At 56.8% G+C, this 14,097-nt stretch carries 15 protein-coding genes; 7 read left to right on the top strand and 8 right to left on the bottom strand.

What is annotated here, in order from left to right; all coding sequences use genetic code 11:
• Positions 1-71: 71 nt before the first annotated feature.
• Entirely contained in the window at positions 72-395 is a 324-nt protein-coding gene (locus IAE27_RS12575) for a helix-turn-helix domain-containing protein (protein WP_004116613.1), read from the bottom strand.
• Complete coding sequence (locus tag IAE27_RS12570; protein WP_004107091.1) at positions 379-738, bottom strand: type II toxin-antitoxin system RelE/ParE family toxin; 360 nt, start codon at positions 736-738, stop codon at positions 379-381. Before IAE27_RS12570 ends, IAE27_RS12575 begins: the two co-directional genes overlap by 17 nt.
• 212 nt (positions 739-950) lie before the next feature.
• Here IAE27_RS12570 and nepI point away from each other — a divergent pair, with 212 nt between their 5' ends.
• Positions 951-2,132: a purine ribonucleoside efflux pump NepI gene (gene nepI / locus IAE27_RS12565; protein WP_004107090.1), complete on the top strand. Its 1,182-nt coding sequence runs from the start codon at positions 951-953 to the stop codon at positions 2,130-2,132.
• A gap of 31 nt (positions 2,133-2,163) precedes the next feature.
• Here the strand turns inward: nepI and phnX are convergent, their stop codons facing one another.
• Positions 2,164-2,973, bottom strand: coding sequence for a phosphonoacetaldehyde hydrolase (gene phnX, locus IAE27_RS12560; RefSeq protein WP_070556489.1), 810 nt, complete (start codon positions 2,971-2,973; stop codon positions 2,164-2,166).
• A gap of 9 nt (positions 2,974-2,982) precedes the next feature.
• A complete protein-coding gene (gene phnW, locus IAE27_RS12555) occupies positions 2,983-4,086 on the bottom strand; it encodes a 2-aminoethylphosphonate--pyruvate transaminase (protein WP_070556487.1) in 1,104 nt (367 codons plus the stop codon).
• Between the two features lie 140 nt (positions 4,087-4,226).
• On the opposite strand from phnW, the gene phnR reads away from it, so the two are divergent.
• From phnR to phnV, 5 genes are all read left to right on the top strand, one after another.
• Positions 4,227-4,946: a phosphonate utilization transcriptional regulator PhnR gene (gene phnR / locus IAE27_RS12550; RefSeq protein ID WP_070556485.1), complete on the top strand. Its 720-nt coding sequence runs from the start codon at positions 4,227-4,229 to the stop codon at positions 4,944-4,946.
• 370 nt (positions 4,947-5,316) lie between these two features.
• Positions 5,317-6,330 (top strand): 2-aminoethylphosphonate ABC transporter substrate-binding protein, encoded by a 1,014-nt coding sequence (gene phnS, locus IAE27_RS12545; RefSeq protein WP_070556483.1) that lies wholly within the window; start codon positions 5,317-5,319, stop codon positions 6,328-6,330.
• Positions 6,331-6,335: 5 nt separating this feature from the next.
• A complete protein-coding gene (gene phnT, locus IAE27_RS12540; protein WP_070556542.1) occupies positions 6,336-7,448 on the top strand; it encodes a 2-aminoethylphosphonate ABC transport system ATP-binding subunit PhnT in 1,113 nt (370 codons plus the stop codon).
• Positions 7,448-8,308, top strand: a complete 861-nt coding sequence (phnU, locus tag IAE27_RS12535; protein WP_070556481.1) for a 2-aminoethylphosphonate ABC transporter permease subunit — start codon at positions 7,448-7,450, stop codon at positions 8,306-8,308. The genes phnT and phnU overlap by 1 nt, the downstream gene beginning before the upstream one ends.
• A 2-nt stretch (positions 8,309-8,310) precedes the next feature.
• The gene (gene phnV / locus IAE27_RS12530) at positions 8,311-9,108 is read left to right on the top strand and encodes a 2-aminoethylphosphonate ABC transport system, membrane component PhnV (protein WP_070556479.1); all 798 of its coding nucleotides are present in this window, start codon (positions 8,311-8,313) and stop codon (positions 9,106-9,108) included.
• A gap of 210 nt (positions 9,109-9,318) precedes the next feature.
• Here the strand turns inward: phnV and IAE27_RS12525 are convergent, their stop codons facing one another.
• From IAE27_RS12525 to IAE27_RS12510, 4 genes are all read right to left on the bottom strand, one after another.
• Positions 9,319-10,698: a carbohydrate porin gene (locus tag IAE27_RS12525; protein ID WP_070556477.1), complete on the bottom strand. Its 1,380-nt coding sequence runs from the start codon at positions 10,696-10,698 to the stop codon at positions 9,319-9,321.
• A 102-nt stretch (positions 10,699-10,800) separates the two neighbouring features.
• Positions 10,801-11,103: a PTS lactose/cellobiose transporter subunit IIA gene (locus IAE27_RS12520; RefSeq protein WP_004107064.1), complete on the bottom strand. Its 303-nt coding sequence runs from the start codon at positions 11,101-11,103 to the stop codon at positions 10,801-10,803.
• Between the two features lie 108 nt (positions 11,104-11,211).
• On the bottom strand, positions 11,212-12,537 hold the full coding sequence (locus tag IAE27_RS12515) for a PTS sugar transporter subunit IIC (RefSeq protein ID WP_070556475.1): 1,326 nt from the start codon (positions 12,535-12,537) through the stop codon (positions 11,212-11,214).
• 11 nt (positions 12,538-12,548) lie between these two features.
• Complete coding sequence (locus tag IAE27_RS12510) at positions 12,549-12,860, bottom strand: PTS sugar transporter subunit IIB (RefSeq protein ID WP_004107048.1); 312 nt, start codon at positions 12,858-12,860, stop codon at positions 12,549-12,551.
• 294 nt (positions 12,861-13,154) lie between these two features.
• Between IAE27_RS12510 and IAE27_RS12505 the strand changes: the two genes are divergently transcribed.
• A complete protein-coding gene (locus IAE27_RS12505) occupies positions 13,155-14,096 on the top strand; it encodes a LacI family DNA-binding transcriptional regulator (protein WP_064344024.1) in 942 nt (313 codons plus the stop codon).
• Position 14,097: the final 1 nt, after the last annotated feature.

Genomic DNA, 14,097 nt, shown 5'->3' with positions numbered 1-14,097 from the left:
TGCACTGTTGGCTTCGTTAAAACTCCTCCTGACGAGACCAACTATGCAAAAGTCATCACCTCAAAGTGGCATCATGCCAGCACTTCTAACCCATGTTTTTGCACGATATTGAGTAATTTCAATGCCAGCCCACCGGGGCGTTTTGCCCCGCTTTCCCATTTTTGGACCGTGGACACGCTGGTGTTCAGATAGCGGGCAAAAACCGGCTGACTGACGTTGAGTTGGTCACGTAGAGCCTTAATTTCACCAGGTTGGAAATCGCTTACGCGGCTGATGCATGTTTCATCAAAGCTGCGCATCGTCTCCTGCGCGATCGCATCAACACTGTATAAACCTGCGGCAGCGCTATGGATAGCTTCAAAGGCGGGGCTTTTGAATTTAGTTTTTGCAGTCATGACAAATCTCCACCAATTCTTTTCTCTTAACCAATGCCGCCATTTTCTCCTCGCTGAGAAGGGAATAATGCCTGGCTAACTCACGGAACGCCGCGAGTTCTCGGTTATCGATATTGGCGATATCCTGTTTGGCGTATAAAAATGTGTAAAACCAATGCTCAGCACCCTTTGCCAGGATGATTGCGCGATCGCGATTTTTATTGAGGCGTTTTTTGTAAACGCCGCCACCAAGGTTATCTACTTTTCCCTGGAGAGTGGCTTCAATCGCTTTGCAAAGTTCGTCGTCATCAATCGCATGAGCCCGGGCTTCCCTGGTAAACCATTTTGTTTTAAAAATACGCATTGGCTGACATCCTGTAACCATAAATATAGCACCAAGTGCTATGTTATTTCTTCCTCTTACTGTTACGGAATACCTAAAAACGTGATTTTCCGGTTATGCGAGCAGCTACGCAGGTACTTTGCAAAGCCTGAAAAGTTGTCAAAACGTTAAATTCGTCACATTTTAAATGTTACACTGCGCGGCTCCTCCGTATTCAACCATGCAGGTAACTTATGACTCCTTCGAATGCCTCTGCGCCGCAGGCTAATCAGGCGGCGCGACCCAACTGGTCGGCGGTTTTTGCGGTGGCCTTCTGCGTTGCCTGCCTGATTACCGTTGAGTTCCTGCCGGTAAGCCTGCTTACGCCGATGGCGCAGGATTTGGGCATCTCAGAAGGCGTTGCCGGGCAGTCGGTCACCACCACCGCGTTTGTGGCGATGTTTGCCAGCCTGTTTATCACCTCGATCATCCGCAGTACCGATCGTCGCTACGTGGTGATTCTGTTTTCCGTCCTGCTGACCGTCTCTTGTCTGCTGGTCTCCTTTGCCAACAGTTTCTCCTTGCTTCTGGTGGGGCGCGCCTGCCTGGGGCTGGCGCTTGGCGGTTTTTGGGCGATGTCGGCGTCGCTCACCATGCGGCTGGTGCCGATGCGCGTGGTGCCCAAAGCGCTGTCGGTCATTTTCGGCGCGGTATCGATAGCGCTGGTGATCGCCGCGCCGCTCGGCAGCTTCCTCGGCGGGATTATCGGCTGGCGTAACGTCTTTAACGCCGCCGCGGTGATGGGCGTGGTCTGTACGATTTGGGTGTTGAAGGCGCTGCCCTCTTTGCCTGGCGAGTCGACCTCGGCGCAGCAAAATATGTTTGGCCTGTTAAAGCGCCCCGGCGTAATGGCCGGGATGTGCGCCATCTTTATGGCCTTCGCCGGCCAGTTCGCCTTCTTTACCTATATTCGCCCGGTGTATATGACGCTGGCGGGCTTTGACGTTGACGGCCTGACGCTGGTGCTGTTGAGCTTCGGTATCGCCAGCTTCGTCGGCACCTCGCTCTCTTCGATGCTGCTCAAACGATCGGTGAAAGCGGCGCTGGCGGTTGCCCCGGTGGTGCTGGCCATCAGCGCGGCGGTGCTGGTGCTGTGGGGGGAGAGTAAAATCGTGGCGTCGGCGGTGGCCGTTATCTGGGGTTTTGCCTTCGCGCTGGTGCCGGTTGGCTGGTCAACGTGGATCACCCGCTCCCTGTCCGATCAGGCGGAAAAAGCCGGTTCGATTCAGGTGGCGGTGATCCAGCTGGCCAATACCTGCGGCGCAGCGGTGGGCGGCGTGGCGCTGGACCACCTTGGTCTGCTCTCGCCGCTGGTCCTCTCCGGTACATTAATGCTGCTCACCGGTGTACTGGTGGCGACGAAAGTACGGGTGTAATCGGCCGCAGTCAGGCGAACCGTCAATAAATCTACGGGCGTTCGCCCTGCGCCAGGCGACGGTTGATGTCGGCAATGACGCCCGGTAAATCCGCCAGCGTATCCACGACGTAATGCGCCCCGGCGGCGGACAGCTTCCCGGCGGCGTGCTCGCGGCGGGCGGCGATCTCTTCGGCGCTCATCTGCTGATATTCCTCCCAGCTGGCGCCGAATTCGTTACCGGAAACCGCCAGACCCACGCTCCACATCCCGGCGTTTAATCCTTCGGTAATGCCGGGAGCGGAATCATCAACCTTGACGCAGTGGGCTACCGAGTCGATGCCGAGGACAATGACGTTCTGCAACGCCATCCATGGTCCCGGCCGTCCCCCGACGGCGAGGTCGTCCGTCGCTACCCAGTGGTCAGGCGCATAGCCCTGCGCGGCGGCGGCCGGCGCCAGCTTTTCCATCACCGGACGCGGATAGCCGGAACAGGAGCCAATTTTTATACCTTCGGCGCGCAGCGCGGCAATGGTGTCGACAACCCCGGCGATTGGCGCAGCAAAATCGACGACTTTAGCAATCTGCAGCGGCATAAACGCGGCATAGATCGCATCGATATCGGCAGCGTTCATCGCGCGGCCAAACTTCGCCTGCCAGCGGGCGTCCACGGAGGGGAGTTTCCCCAGCGCTGCAATATGCTGCCATTTGCCGAGACCCATCGGCACCCTGGCTTCTTCGAGTGTAATCTCCACGGCAAAAGCCTGACGGAAGGCCTCAACGAAAATCTGCGTCGGCGCGAAGGAGCCAAAGTCGACGGTGGTGCCTGCCCAATCAAGAATAACGGCGTTAATACGGTTCATGATGGTTCCTTAGCGTTGCCAGTACATGGCGTTTTTAATGGCCGCCAGCAGGGCGGTGATGTCGGCGTCGTACACTTCGCCAATGTTGCCGATACGGAAGCAGTCGCTTTGCGACACCTTGCCCGGGTAGATCACGAAACCCTGCTCTTTAAGCCGCTGATAGAAATCCTTAAAGCGATACTGCGGCGCATCCGGGGAGGAAAACGCGGTGATGATCGGCGAGTGCAGGCTATCGTCGAGCAGCGGCTGAAAGCCTAATGCGCGCATTCCGGCCACCAGACGCTGCTGGTTAGCGCAGTATCGCTGGTGACGTGCGCTCACGCCGCCTTCCTCCGCCAGTTCTTTTAACGCCTGGGCAAAGGCCAGCACGGTATGAGTTGGTGAAGTAAAGCGCCACTTGCCGTGGTTATCCTCCATGCAGCGCCACTGGGCGTAGAGATCCAGCGACAGCGAGCGCGAGCGGCCCTGACAGTTTGCCAGTTCCGCTTCCCGGGCAATGACGAAGGCGAAGCCCGGCACCCCCTGTATGCATTTGTTGGCGGAGCTGATCAGATAGTCAATGTTCAGCGCGGCGACGTCCATGGGAATGCCGCCGAAGCTGCTCATGGCATCGACGATGTAGCGTTTGTCGTACCGTTTTGCCAGCGCCGCCACCGCTTCGATCGGGTTGAGCATACCGGTTGTCGTTTCGCAATGGACCATAGCGATATGGGTGATCGCCGGGTCGGTTTGCAGGATCCGTTCGATCGCTGCAGCGTCCGGTCGCGCGACTTCACCGCAGTCGTAAGGGTGGTGCGCAATGTTCAACAGTTTCGCCATCTCGATCATGCGCGCGCCGTAGGCGCCATTGCTGATAATCAAAATCTTGTCCTGCACGCCGATCGCGCTGCCGAGCACTGCCTCAACCGCGTAGCTACCGCTGCCTTGCAGCAGTACTGAAGTGTAGCCGTCGGCGGGCGTCGCCAGTTCCACCAGCCGTTGGCGGATGGCCTGAACCACGCCGAGATTGTAGTCATCGTCCCAGGTACAGCTGTCGAACAGCATCGCCTCTTTTACCGTACGGGAAGTGGTCAGCGGGCCGGGGGTCAGCAGCAGATAATTGCGTGGAGTCATCTATTTCACCATTTGGTCTATACCAGATACTTTTTATAATGGCGATCGTCTGCGGAAAAGGTCAAAGGGAAAGTGGCGCTGCAACAAAAAATTCATCTGGTTATGTATAATGAGCGCATCAAATTTGGCAGCGAGCGAACATGAAATCACCCTCTGGCGAGACGCCACAGTATCTGCTGATCAAGGCGCAGCTACAGGCGCGTATTCAAAACGGCGCGTTGAAGAGCGGCGATAAACTGCCTTCCGAGCGCGAGCTGTGCGCGCTGTTCAATACCACGCGTATTACGGTGCGCGAGAGCCTGGCGCAGCTTGAGGCCAGCGGCGTGATTTATCGCGCCGACCGCCGCGGCTGGTTTGTCACGCCGGAGCGGCTTTGGCTGGATCCGACGCAAAATACCAACTTCCATAAGCTGTGCCTGGAACAGGGGCGGGAGCCGAAAACGGTGCTGCTGGACGGGCGTTTAACCGCCGTTCCGCTGGACGTTATGGCGCCGCTGGCGCTGCAGCCATTCGATCAGGTTTACCTGCTCACCCGTCTGCGTTATGCCGACGGGCGGGCGATTTGCTACTGTGAAAACCACTGTCTGCCCGCCAGGGTTCCCGAGCTGCTGCGCCATGATTTAAACGGCAGCCTGACCGAGATTTATCAGACCCGCTATGACCTGATATATACCAGTATGCATCTGTCGTTCTGGCCCACCTCGATGCCGCCCCAGGCCGCCGACGCCCTGGGGGTGATGGAAGGGCGTCCGGCGCTGCTGCTGCGCCGGCTCAACTACGATCAACATGGGCGAATTCTCGATTACGATATCGAGTACTGGCGTCACGACAGCCTGCGCATCGAAGTCGATACCCATTGATTTTATGAGTCCTGTCCGAGCATTTTCCCCGGGTTGCGGCTGGCGCCTTACCCGGGCTACGGGTTCACCGCCGTCTGCGGACGGGTGGCCCGGACAGGCGCGTCAAGCGCCGCCTCCGGGATAGGTCTCGGTATTGAACGCCTCAGAGCCGGCGTCCCGGTGGCGCTGCGCTGACCGGGCTACGGATTCACCGCCGTCTGCGGACGGGTAGCCCGGACAGGCGCGTCAAGCGCCGCCTCCGGGAGCGGTATATCTCCCTCGGTTTAACCCTTTCGCCACACTTCATTCATCGTTTTGTCATAAAGCCCCGGTAGCGTGAACGTCAATCTGGTATAGACCATAAAGATCACCATCCGAAGAGGCTGATACGATGAAACTCTCCCGACTTGCTCTGTTAACCGTTACCGTACTCGCCAGCGCCCCGGTGTGGTCCGCTGAGGTTGTCACCGTTTATTCCGCCGACGGCCTGCACGACGGCGACAACAGCTGGTATCAGAACCAGTTTGCCGCTTTTACGAAGGCAACGGGCATCAAAGTGCAGTACGTTGAAGGCGGCTCCGGAGCGATTGTCGAACGGCTGGCAAAAGAGCGCACCAATCCGCAGGCGGACGTGCTGGTGACGGTGCCGCCGTTTATCCAGCGCGCCGCCAAAGAACAATTACTGGCCGAATTTAAGCCGCAGGGCAGCGACCAGATCCCCGGCGTCCACGACCGCTACTCGCCGCTGGTGAACAACTATCTGACCTTTATCTATAACAGCAGGCTGCTGAAAACCGCGCCGGCCAGCTGGCAGGATCTGCTCGATAGCCGTTTCAGGAACAAGCTGCAGTACTCGACGCCGGGACAGGCGGGCGACGGTACGGCGGTCATGCTGCAGGCGTTCCACAGCCTGGGCAGCAAAGATGCGGGGTTCGATTATCTGGGTAAACTCCAGACCAACAATGTCGGACCATCGGCTTCTACCGGTAAGCTGACCGCGCTGGTCAATAAAGGTGAGCTGTACGTCGCTAACGGCGATCTGCAAATGAACCTGTCGCAGATGGCGCGTAATCCGCATGTGCAAATCTTCTGGCCCGCAGATGCTAAAGGCGAACGCAGCGCGCTGGCGCTGCCCTATACCATCGGTCTGGTGCAAAACGGCCCGAACGGTGAAAACGGTAAAAAGCTGATTAACTTCCTGCTCGATAAGCCCGCTCAGGCCAGCGTTAGCGCGCTCTCCTGGGGGCTGCCGGCGCGCAGCGACGTGACGCCGGAAGACGCTAACTTTAAAGCGGCGAAAGCGGCGCTTAACGGCGTGAAAAGCTGGGAACCCAACTGGGACGAGGTTGCGGCTTCACTGTCGGCGGATATTGCCCGCTGGCATCAAGTCACCGACAGCGAGTAAGCGTGATGTTAATGAAAACGACCGTCGCTCATCCCCCGTCATCGACGGGAACGTCCGGGATCACTCTCGACTCGCTGCGCGTTTCTTATCACGGCAACGTGGTGCTGAAGCCGCTGACCTTAACTATTGAACCGGGTGAAGTGCTGGCGCTGATCGGTCCATCCGGATCCGGAAAAACCACGGTGCTGCGGGCGATAGCCGGATTTGTACAGCCGGCGGGCGGGCGGATTTTGCTGGGCGACACGGATGTCACCCACCTGCCGCCGTATCAACGCGGCCTTGGCATGGTGGTGCAAAACTACGCCCTGTTTCCGCATATGAAGGTAGAAGATAACGTCGCCTTCGGCCTGCGGGCGCAGAAGCAGCCGAAAACGGAGATAGCTGCACGCGTCAAAGACGCCCTGAAAATCGTCGGCATGGCGGATTACGCCAGCCGCTATCCGCACCAGCTATCCGGCGGCCAGCAGCAGCGCGTCGCGATTGCCCGCGCCATCGCCGTACGTCCGCGGGTCTTGCTGCTTGATGAGCCGCTCTCGGCGCTGGATGCGCAAATCCGTCACAACATGGTGGAGGAAATTGCCCGCCTGCACCGCGAACTGCCGGAACTCACAATTCTCTACGTTACCCACGATCAGACCGAAGCCCTGACCCTGGCGGACAAGATTGGCATCATGAAAGACGGCTCGCTCATTGCCCATGGCGAAACCCATCAGCTTTACCACTATCCGCCTAATCGTTTCACCGCCGAGTTTCTCGGACGTGCCAATATCCTGCAGGCGACGGCGCTGAAAGATACCGCAGGGCCTGGCCTGGTCAGCATCAGCTGCGGCGGTGGATTGATTACCGCTTTCAGCCGCGGCGGTCAGCACGGCAATAATAAGCTGCTGTGTATTCGTCCGCAGCATATGAGCCTCGTGCCGCGAACGGCCACCAGCAACCGGCTTAACGCTACCCTGCAGTCGGTGCACTGGCAGGGCGATTTGACCCACCTGCTATGCGACGTGGCCGGGGAGGCGGTGCGCATTGTGATGACCCACGTGGATCCGCTGCCGCGGGCCGGCGACAGGCTGGCGCTCTATTTTGAACCCAACGATGCGGTCCTGATTGAGGTGTCATAATGTCGCAGATCCTAACGCTCCCGCGTCGCTCTGTTCAGCTGCGGCCCTTACTGTGGCTTCTGCCGCCGCTGCTGGTGCTGGCGACCCTGTTTTTCTACCCGCTGCTGCTGATCGGCGAACAGGCGCTACGTGATGCCAGCGGTCACCTGAGCCTTGAAACCTTCTGGCAGGTCGTGGGATCCCGGCGCTTTATCAACGCGTTGCTCAATACGATGCAAATCGCGGTCTTCGCCACCCTGGGCTGCCTGCTGCTCGGCAGCATCCTGGCGCTGATTCTGGTGTTTATTCCCTTTCCCGGCAGCCAGTTGATCAGCCGGGTGATTGATACCTTTATTGCCCTGCCGACCTTTCTCATTACCCTGGCGTTTACTTTTATCTACGGCTCCGCGGGTTTGCTGAATGGTGCGCTAATGTCGCTATTGTCTTTCGAACTGCCGCCGATCGATTTTCTTTATTCCATTCAGGGCGTGATTCTGGCGGAAATCACCGTTTTCACGCCTCTGGTGATGCGTCCGCTGATGGCCGGGTTGCGGCAGATTGATAAAAGCCAGCTAGAGGCGGCGAGTATTCTCGGCGCGCATCCGCTGCGGGTTATCGGCCAGGTGATTTTCCCGGCGGCGCTGCCGGCGCTGATGGCGGGCGGTAGCCTGTGCCTGCTGCTGACGACTAACGAGTTCGGCATCGTACTGTTTATCGGCGCCAAAGGTGTGAATACGCTGCCGATGATGGTGTACAGCAAGGCTATTCTCGAATCGGATTACAGCCAGGCCTGCATGATTGCCCTGATAAATATTCTGCTGTCGCTGGGACTGTTTATAATCTATCGCCTGGCCGCCGCGCGTACCGGCGTGAGGAGCTAACGATGTTGATTTGGTCGCGTAAAGGCCGCGCGGCGGCGGGCGCGCTGGCGGCAACGCTGTTTGCCGGATTCTTCTTCCTGCCGCTGGCGGTGATTTTGATGTCCAGCCTGAGCCAGCAGTGGAACGGCCTGCTGCCGTCCGGTTTTACCCTTGGGCACTTTGTGAACGCCTTTCGCGGGGCTGCGTGGGATGCGCTCTTTTCCAGCCTGATGGTTGGATTTTGCGCCAGCCTGCTCGCTCTGCTGTGCGGCACGTGGGCTGCGCTGGCTCTGCGCCAGCACGGCGCGAAGCTGCAAAAATATCTTGGGCTGGCGTTCTATTTACCGAGCGCCATTCCTTCGGTATCGGTGGGTTTAGGCATTCTGGTGGCTTTCAGCCAGGGGCCGCTACAAATGAACGGTACTTTCTGGATCGTGCTGGCGGCGCACTTCGTGCTGATTTCTGCGTTTACCTTCAGCAACGTCTCCACCGGTCTGACGCGGATTTCCGCCGATATTGAAAGCGTCGCCTCCAGCCTCGGGGCATCGCCGTGGTATCGCCTGCGCCATGTCACGCTGCCGCTCATGGCTCCGTGGATGATCTCCGCGCTGGCGCTGAGCCTGTCGCTGTCGATGGGGGAGCTGGGCGCGACGGTGATGATCTATCCGCCGGGCTGGACGACGCTGCCGGTGACGATTTTCAGCCTCACCGATCGCGGCAATATTGCCGATGGTTCGGCGCTGACCATCGTGCTGGTGGGCATCACGCTGCTGCTGATGATTAAGCTTGAGCGCATTGCCCGCCGGATGAGCCAGAGGTAATCATCACATCGGGCGACGGATTCACCGTTGCTCGGTAGGGAAGCCCGGGTAAGGCGTTACGCCGCCACCCGGTGAATACGCCGGGATAAATATATCGATGCGGCTTCTTCCCGGCTCGCGCTGCGCTTAGCCGGGCTACAGGTTCACCGTTGTCTGCGGTACGCTAGCCCGGATAAGGCGACAGCCGCCATCCGGGACGGCTTCACAAGCTTAGAACCACGCTTCAAACATGCCGCCAACGTTCAGCGAATCCAGCTGTTCGTCTTTGGTGCCGTTGACCTTTGCGGTGCGCTTGTTATCTACCTGACCGCCGGTCACGTAGAAGCGCAGCATCGGGCGGAACTCCGGCCCCATACCGATGGCGATATTCTGCGACAGCGTCAGCTTCCAGCCGTGGTTATCGCCGCCCTGGTCGTAATCGACGCGCTGATAGCCCGCTTCCAGCCAGGTGGAGTGGACATCGTTCCAGAAATACATCGGACGGACAATGGCGCCGTAGTTTTTACGATTGTCGGTATTGTCTTTACCGTTGTCATAGTCGTGGAAGGCCAGCAGATATTCGATCTGCGCCTGCTGGGTGAATTTATGCAGCCCTTCAAAGCTGACATAGATAGCGGTGAGATCGTCGGTCTTGTTATAGACGCTGTTATCCGAGTTGTCGGAGTAGCGCAGAATCACTTTATTGACGCCGCTGTCGTTGGTGTGGCTCAGCACCAGCCCGCCCTGCCAGGCTTCGAGACGCTCGTCGCTGTCTACCGCTTTCGAATCGAAACCGTAGTTGGCGTAAACCTCAACGTCGATCGGCCCGGCTTTAAGATTATGGGTTTTAGTGGTCAGCGCATAGTGGCCATCATCGCCGGTTCCGGAGCCGCCTGTACAGGTGATGCGCGACGGGTTCGCTTCGTCGGCCATCACTTCCGGGCTACAGGATTCCACCTGCGACACCGCCGCCACGTCAAACTGTACGCCGCCGATATCAAAGTTTTTCACCCCGGCGCCCTGGCCGTCGTGGTTCATCCAGAAGTAGTCGTTAATCCCCTGTTGCGGGCGCTGATGGAAGTCGCGGCCGGCCCAGATATAGGCGTTGGGGTTAGACTCCAGCACGTTGGTAACGCCGACGTAGGCTTTTTTCAGGTTAACTTCGTCGCTCCAGTGGTCAAACATGACGTTGATATCCCAGATCGCGCCTTGACTGCTCTTAAAGGCTTTGGTTATCTGAAATTCGCCGCCGTTGCCTTCGTTGCCTAAACGACCGATCGCGGAGGCGCCGTTATAGGAACCATCCACGCCGACAAACTTCTGATCGCCGGTCTGGAACTGCGCGCCGTAGCGGGCGTAGCCGCTGAACTTCAGGCCGAAGGGGATCGCCATATCCGGCGTGGCTGCGGTGGTCTGTGGGTTGGTAATGACGTCCACTTTTTTATCGGCGGCGGCATCGATTTTCGCCTGGCGTTCGGCCAGGGCTTTATCGACGGCTTTGGCGACAATGGCGTCGATCTGTTCCTGAGTAAATTCTTGTGCAAATACGGAAACTGGGCACAGCGCGGCGACGACCGCCATGGTTAATGGCAGTATTTTTACAGTTTTCATCATTATCTCGCTTTTAGTAATTTATATATTTAGATAATAGCTATCCCGCCAGGATAAGCTGGTTTATTTATTCCGGGTACAGTTGCTAAATATTGATATAAATTAACGCTGGTATAAATGAATAAGCTCTTCTGAAAATTCACGCGCGAGCAGCGAATTCATCAGATGGTCCTGAGCATGCACCATAATGAGGGTCATCGGCTGGCGCGCTTGGCCCGCATCCTGCGCGATAAGCTGGGTTTGCATCTGGTGCGCCCGGCGGGCGTAGCCATCGGCTTCATTCAGCAGCAAGCGCGCTTCATCTATATTACCGCTACGGGCACAATGCAGCGCTTCAAAACATAATGAGCGTGACTGTCCCGCATTAACGATAATTTCCATTACCGCATCTTCTAGTTCAATCATAATAGTTCCTGAGGTCATTAACCTTATTATTTAAATAATGCAGTGAAAGTCCCTTTTCCGCATTATTTATGCCGTCATGATAAATATGCTATTAAATATATGAGTTAATTATTGGCTGACCGTTTCGGCAACCGGCACCGCAGCTTTGGCTTTTTCGACTTCAGTTTTCATTAATGAGCGTTCATAGGCGCGGAGGAATGGCAGATAAATTACCGCTGACATCACCATGCAAATTAAGCACATCACCACCGGGCTTAGCGTCCAGTTTGCAGCCCAGGATGCACCGATAGGGGCCGGGGTCGTCCACGGGGTCAGCGAAACGACCTGGCTGAGCCAGCCGAGGCGCGTCGCACCGTAAGCCAGAACGGCGTTAATCATCGGGACAAAGACGAACGGGATAAACATCATCGGGTTCATGATTATCGGCGCACCGAACAGAATCGGTTCATTGATATTAAAGAAGCTCGGAACGATACCCATTTTGCCAATGGTGCGCAGGTGAGCTACGCGGCTACGCAGCAGCAGGAAGGCCAGCGGAAGCGTGGAGCCGACGCCGCCAATCAGCAGATAGTGGTCCCAGAAACCCTGCAGATAGACATGGGGCAGAGCCGCGCCGGCCGCCAGCGCTGCCTGGTTCGCCGACAGGTTGGCCATCCAGAAGGGGTTCATAATGCCGGTCACGATCAGCGAGCCGTGGATCCCGGCGAACCAGAAAATCTGACACATCAGCACCGACAGCATTATCGCCGGCAGAGAGTCAGAGGCGGAAACCAGCGGCTCCAGCAGGTGCATAATCGCCTGCGGCAGAATCATACCGGTCTGCGCTTCGATAAACAGATTCAGCGGATGCAGTGTCGCGATCACCACCAGCACCGGGATAAGGATTTCGAACGAGCGCGCGACGCCGGTCGGCACCTCTTTCGGCAGACGAATCGTAATGTTGTTCTGCTTCAGCCAGGCGTAAACGCGGGTAGAGTAGATAGCGGTGATCAAAGCGGTGAAAATACCCTGACCAGAGAGATACTGGGTGGAGATTTTGCCGTCGGCATACGGCGCGGCAACCAGTAAGAAAGCCATAAACGCCAGCAGACCGGACATCACCGGATCGAGCTGGAACTGGCGTCCCAGGCTGGCGCCGATTCCCACCGAAATAAAGAACGTCATCACGCCCATGCTGAGGTTAAACGGCAGCATCAGCTGTTCGCGATACTGCTGGGAGAAGTCCAGCCAGCCGCGGGCGAAACCGTTAGTGGTATCCGGCGAAAAAGGCGGAAAGATAAATACCAGCATGAATGAGCCGATGATCATAAACGGCAATGCGGCAGTGAAACCATCGCGAATCGCGATAACGTATTTCTGCTGTCCAAGGCGTCCTGCCAGCGGGGTAATTGATTGCTCGATCACGGCAATCATGGACTGATACAGAGAACTCATTTGTACACCTCTTAATGCGCTTCGATCAGCGACAGGGCATAATCCAGAACGTTGTCTCCCCGCTGCATCCCGTAATCCATGGTGTTAATTGGCTGGACCGGAATATTCAGGGGCGCGGCTTTCTCAGATAAGGTTTTCAACATGTACTTCACCTGGGGCCCAAGAAGCACCACCTGGTACTGCGGAAACTGCATATCAAATTCGGAAACTCCATAGGCATCAATCTGCACCGGCAGGGCGCGTTCCTTCGCGGCATCGACCATCTTTCTGACCAACAGACTGGTGGACATCCCGGCAGAGCAGCACAGCATAATCTTGTACATCGACGATCATCCTCAAAATGTAAAAAGTTATTGCGTGGATGATTTGATATCAGACGGAAACCGGTTTCCATTTATAAAAAACATAACTGTGATAACCGTCAAGATCCATCAGTCAAAGGGTGTGTTAATTAGATTTGGCTCACAGATTTTCGTGATTTTTGCTACGTTTTTCCGCGAAACGGAAAATCGGTTTCCAAATAAAAAAGGAAACGGATATACTGCCGCTGGTTATTATTGAAGCGATTCAGGTTTATGGATTTACGGGGATCGGATTAGCCCTGTCAGGGGAAAATAATGTCTACTATCAACGATGTATCACGATTAGCTGGGGTATCTAAAGCCACAGTCTCTCGGGTGTTGAGCGGTTCGCGCGGCGTAAAGGAAGCCAGCCGGCAGGCGGTATTACAGGCGGCGGAAGAACTCAACTACCGGCCGAACATGATAGCGCAATCTTTACTGAGTCAGACCACCGGCTGCATCGGCGTGATCTGCGCCCAGGACAACATCAATCAAACCACCAGCTATCTCTATGCGCTGGAAAAGCAGCTCAGCCAGCACCAGAAGCATCTGCTGCTGCGTTTTGCCAACAGCCGCGGTAGGGTGCTGCACTCTCTGGAAGAGTTAACCTGCGGTTTATGCGACAACGTGCTGATTATCGGCGCCCGGTTTCCGCTCAATATCGACCGTCCTGACGTGGTGCTGATCGACTGTCTGGAAAGCGAAGGGGCGAACAGTATTCATTTTGACCACGCATTCGCGGCGGAAACGGCCTGTAACTATCTGATAAGCCAGGGGCGCAGGCAGATTGCGCTTATCCACCCGCAGGGCAGCGGCTTTGCAGACCAGGTCCTGCTGGGCTATAAGCACGCGCTGGAAAAGAATTTTCTGCCGTTTAATCGCAACCTGGTTTTTCTCGACAGTCATTCGCCATCCGTAGCGGTGCAGGAGCTGGTGAATAACGCAACAACCTTGAACTTCAATGCGTTATTGGTTGCCAACGAGCAGCAGGCGCAGTTGGTGGTGCCGCAGCTCCAGGCATTTAACCGCGCGGTGCCGGAAAAAGTCATGGTATTCAGCCTGGCGGGCTCGTTACAGCTGCCCGGTATTCCGACTATCCCGGCGATTGAATATTCAATGGACGCGATGGCCAGCCGGATAGTCAACTGGCTGACCGAGAAGACGCAAATGCTCGGCAGTAGCCCGCTGCGCGGGGATTTGATCATCCCGAACCGCTGAT

Source organism: Klebsiella sp. S69, from assembly GCF_016516145.1.
Classification (GTDB): domain Bacteria; phylum Pseudomonadota; class Gammaproteobacteria; order Enterobacterales; family Enterobacteriaceae; genus Klebsiella; species Klebsiella oxytoca.
The sequence above is the reverse complement of the archived record's forward strand: the minus strand, read 5'-3'. Positions and strand labels throughout refer to the sequence as shown.

Coding starts and splice junctions, on each gene's coding strand:
- IAE27_RS12575 (WP_004116613.1), bottom strand. CDS start 395: ATGACTGCAAAAACTAAATTCAAAAGCCCCGCCTTTGAAGCTATCCAT.
- IAE27_RS12570 (WP_004107091.1), bottom strand. CDS start 738: ATGCGTATTTTTAAAACAAAATGGTTTACCAGGGAAGCCCGGGCTCAT.
- nepI (WP_004107090.1), top strand. CDS start 951: ATGACTCCTTCGAATGCCTCTGCGCCGCAGGCTAATCAGGCGGCGCGA.
- phnX (WP_070556489.1), bottom strand. CDS start 2,973: ATGAACCGTATTAACGCCGTTATTCTTGATTGGGCAGGCACCACCGTC.
- phnW (WP_070556487.1), bottom strand. CDS start 4,086: ATGACTCCACGCAATTATCTGCTGCTGACCCCCGGCCCGCTGACCACT.
- phnR (WP_070556485.1), top strand. CDS start 4,227: ATGAAATCACCCTCTGGCGAGACGCCACAGTATCTGCTGATCAAGGCG.
- phnS (WP_070556483.1), top strand. CDS start 5,317: ATGAAACTCTCCCGACTTGCTCTGTTAACCGTTACCGTACTCGCCAGC.
- phnT (WP_070556542.1), top strand. CDS start 6,336: ATGTTAATGAAAACGACCGTCGCTCATCCCCCGTCATCGACGGGAACG.
- phnU (WP_070556481.1), top strand. CDS start 7,448: ATGTCGCAGATCCTAACGCTCCCGCGTCGCTCTGTTCAGCTGCGGCCC.
- phnV (WP_070556479.1), top strand. CDS start 8,311: ATGTTGATTTGGTCGCGTAAAGGCCGCGCGGCGGCGGGCGCGCTGGCG.
- IAE27_RS12525 (WP_070556477.1), bottom strand. CDS start 10,698: ATGAAAACTGTAAAAATACTGCCATTAACCATGGCGGTCGTCGCCGCG.
- IAE27_RS12520 (WP_004107064.1), bottom strand. CDS start 11,103: ATGATTGAACTAGAAGATGCGGTAATGGAAATTATCGTTAATGCGGGA.
- IAE27_RS12515 (WP_070556475.1), bottom strand. CDS start 12,537: ATGAGTTCTCTGTATCAGTCCATGATTGCCGTGATCGAGCAATCAATT.
- IAE27_RS12510 (WP_004107048.1), bottom strand. CDS start 12,860: ATGTACAAGATTATGCTGTGCTGCTCTGCCGGGATGTCCACCAGTCTG.
- IAE27_RS12505 (WP_064344024.1), top strand. CDS start 13,155: ATGTCTACTATCAACGATGTATCACGATTAGCTGGGGTATCTAAAGCC.